At 72.7% G+C, this 2694-nt stretch carries 2 protein-coding genes; one reads left to right on the forward strand and one right to left on the reverse strand.

What is annotated here, in order from left to right; genetic code table 11:
* Positions 1 to 22: 22 nt before the first annotated feature.
* Complete coding sequence (locus tag D7V93_RS41475; protein ID WP_120648486.1) at positions 23 to 775, forward strand: carbohydrate deacetylase; 753 nt, start codon at positions 23 to 25, stop codon at positions 773 to 775.
* A gap of 13 nt (positions 776 to 788) precedes the next feature.
* Here D7V93_RS41475 and D7V93_RS41480 read toward each other — a convergent pair whose 3' ends face one another.
* Positions 789 to 2684, reverse strand: coding sequence for an ATP-binding response regulator (locus tag D7V93_RS41480; RefSeq protein WP_120648487.1), 1896 nt, complete (start codon positions 2682 to 2684; stop codon positions 789 to 791).
* Positions 2685 to 2694: the final 10 nt, after the last annotated feature.

Here is a 2694-nt window from a genome sequence, read left to right on the forward strand (position 1 = left end):
GTCCAGGTTCAGGTGCAACCCGATGGCGAGTCCCCGCGCCCTCATCCTCAACGCCGATGACCTGGGCTACGACCCGGGCATCACCCGGGGCATCCTCCAGGCCCTGCGCGAGGGCGTCGTCTCCTCCTCCACGCTCCTGGTGAACACCCCCTGGTCCGAGGAGGCCGCGAGCCAGGCGCGGGGACTCGCCATCGGGTTGCACCTGAACCTGGACCGGGGTCCGCCCGTCGGCCCCGACTTCCCGCGCGAGTGGCGGTCCGTGGAAGGAGGCCTCGTCGGAGCGCGCGCGGCGGAGCTCCCGGCGGACGCGGTGGAGGCCGAGGCGTTCGCGCAGCTGCGACGGCTGGAGCTGCTGCTGGGCCAGCCCGCCACGCACCTCGACGTGCACAAGCACCTGCACCGCCATCCCCGGGTGCTGGAGGGACTGGCGCGCGTCGCACGGCGCGCGGGGCTGCCGGTGCGCTCCATCGACGCGGACATGCGGGCCGCGCTCCGGGCCCGGGGCGTGGCCACGAATGATCACTTCGTCGGCGAGTCTGGCGAAGCGGCGTACTGGACCCCGGAGCGCTTCGCGCACGCCCTGGCCACGCTTTCCCCCGAGGGCGTCACCGAGTGGATGTGCCACCCCGGATATCTGCCCGAGGTCGTCACCAGCCGCTATGCGGCGCAGCGCGAGGTGGAGCTGGCCACCTTCCTCCATCCCCATTCACGCGAAGCGCTGGAGCGGGAGGGGCTCGTCCCCACGGACTTCCGGCACCTCGACGGCACGTCCTGAGCGGGCGGCGTCCTCACGCGGGCGAAGCGAGCACGACCTCCGACTCCACCGGCGACACCGTCCGCCGCCGCTCGCGCCCCAGCATGTGGTGCACGCCCGCGAGCAGCTCCTCCGCGCGGTAGGGCCGGGGGCACAGCGCGGTGTTCTCCTGCGCCCACCACGGCCGCGAGTCCCCTGCCAGCAGGATGGGCACTGGCCGGGCGCGGGGCAGCGTGGCGAACGTCTCCAGGAAGGAGCCCATCTGGGGCTGCGTGGCGCTCGTGGACAGCACGATGAGGTCCACGGGCAGGTGCGTCGCCTGGCGCAGCGCCTCGGCACCGTTCTGCACGGTGAACACCTCGAAGCCCTCCGCCCGGAGCGTGCGTGCCGCGGACGCCTCCTCGCCGCGGTCCTCGTCCAGCACCAGCACGCGCCGGGGCAGCCTGCGCACCTCGTGCGCCGACATGCGTGGCAGGTCCATCGTGAAGGTGGACCCCTCGCCCTCCAGGCTGCGCAGCGCGAGCGCGCCGCCGTGCATCTTCACGATGGAGTGGCTGATGAACAGCCCCAGCCCCAGCCCGCCGAAGTTGCGGTGCGACACGTTGCGCGCCCGGTAGAAGCGCTGGAACACCTGTCCCTGATCCGCGCCCGGAATCCCGATGCCGTGGTCCTGCACCTGGATGCGCGCCGCGTCCGCCGTGCGCTGCACCCGCACCGCGATGGGCGCTCCCGCAGGGCTGTATTTGTGCGCGTTCTCCAGCAGGTTCACCAGCACCTGCTCCAGCCGATCCCTGTCGCCCAGCACCCAGACGCCGTCGGGAGGCACCTCCACCGTGAAGGGTCGCTCGAAGGCATGGCGGAAGTGGTCCACCACCTCCGCCACCAGCTGCCCCACCTCCAGCGGCGCCGAGTCCAGCGCCAGCCGCCCCAACTCCAGACGGCTTGCGTCCAGCAGGTCCTCCACCAGCCCCGCCAGCCGGTCCACCTGGCGCTTGGACTTGAGCACGCTCGCCAGCTCCACCGGCTGCCCCGCGGCGATGCGGCGCTCCATGGAGTACAGGCCCAGCTTCAGGGGCGTGAGCGGCGTCTTCAATTCGTGCGACGCGATGGACATGAACTCCTCGCGCACGCGCAGGGCCGCCTGGGCCTCGCGCAACAGGCGCGCGTTCTCCACCGCCACGGCCAACTGGCTCGCCGCCGCGCTCCACATCTCCAGCTCGCGCACGGAGAACGAAGCGCCCTGCTCCTTGTAGATGAGCAGCAGCCCCACCGTGCGGCGCGGCGCGCACAGCGGCACCGCCGCGAACACCGACCCCACCGCATCACCGTAGCCGCGCTGGATGCCCAGCTGCGGCTGGCGCAGGGCCAGGGCCTGCCGGTACGGATCCTCGGAGGGGTTGAACGCGTCCCCGGGCAGGTCGTGGCCCTCCAGGTCCGACACCGCCATGCGCCGCAGCGTCGCGTCGTCCTCCTCGTAGAGGAACACCTCCGCACGTCGCACCTGGGCACACCGCACCAGCGACACCACGGCGGCCGAGCAGACGCGGTCCACCTCCAGCGACTCACCCACCGCGCGGGCAATCTCCCGCACGGCCTGTGAAAAGGCGCCCTCGTCGTCCACGCCAGAGGGCTCCACCACCAGCCACGCCCCGCCCGCGCGGGTGGGCTTCACCTGCACGCGCACCTGCCGCAGCGCGCGCGTGATGGCATGTCCCGAGTGTGTCCGCCCGTCGCGGATGGCGCGCTCCAGGGCCTCCAGGCTGCGGCCGTGCTCCAGCGCGTCCACGAGCGTGCCGCCCGGGGCCAGCACCACGCCCGTCTTGGCCTCGAAGCCCTCCTCGCACCACTGGACGCGAAGGTCGGGCCCCACGCGCACGAGCGCTTGGGGCAGGCACGAGAGGACATCCTCGACGTCGTTCGGTGGCAGCATGGGGTCGGGG

This window comes from Corallococcus llansteffanensis (genome assembly GCF_003612055.1).
Lineage (GTDB): Bacteria > Myxococcota > Myxococcia > Myxococcales > Myxococcaceae > Corallococcus > Corallococcus llansteffanensis.

Bases quoted from the DNA above. Each gene is read 5' to 3' on its own strand.
- D7V93_RS41475 (WP_120648486.1), top strand. From the start codon at position 23: ATGGCGAGTCCCCGCGCCCTCATCCTCAACGCCGATGACCTGGGCTAC.
- D7V93_RS41480 (WP_120648487.1), bottom strand. From the start codon at position 2,684: ATGCTGCCACCGAACGACGTCGAGGATGTCCTCTCGTGCCTGCCCCAA.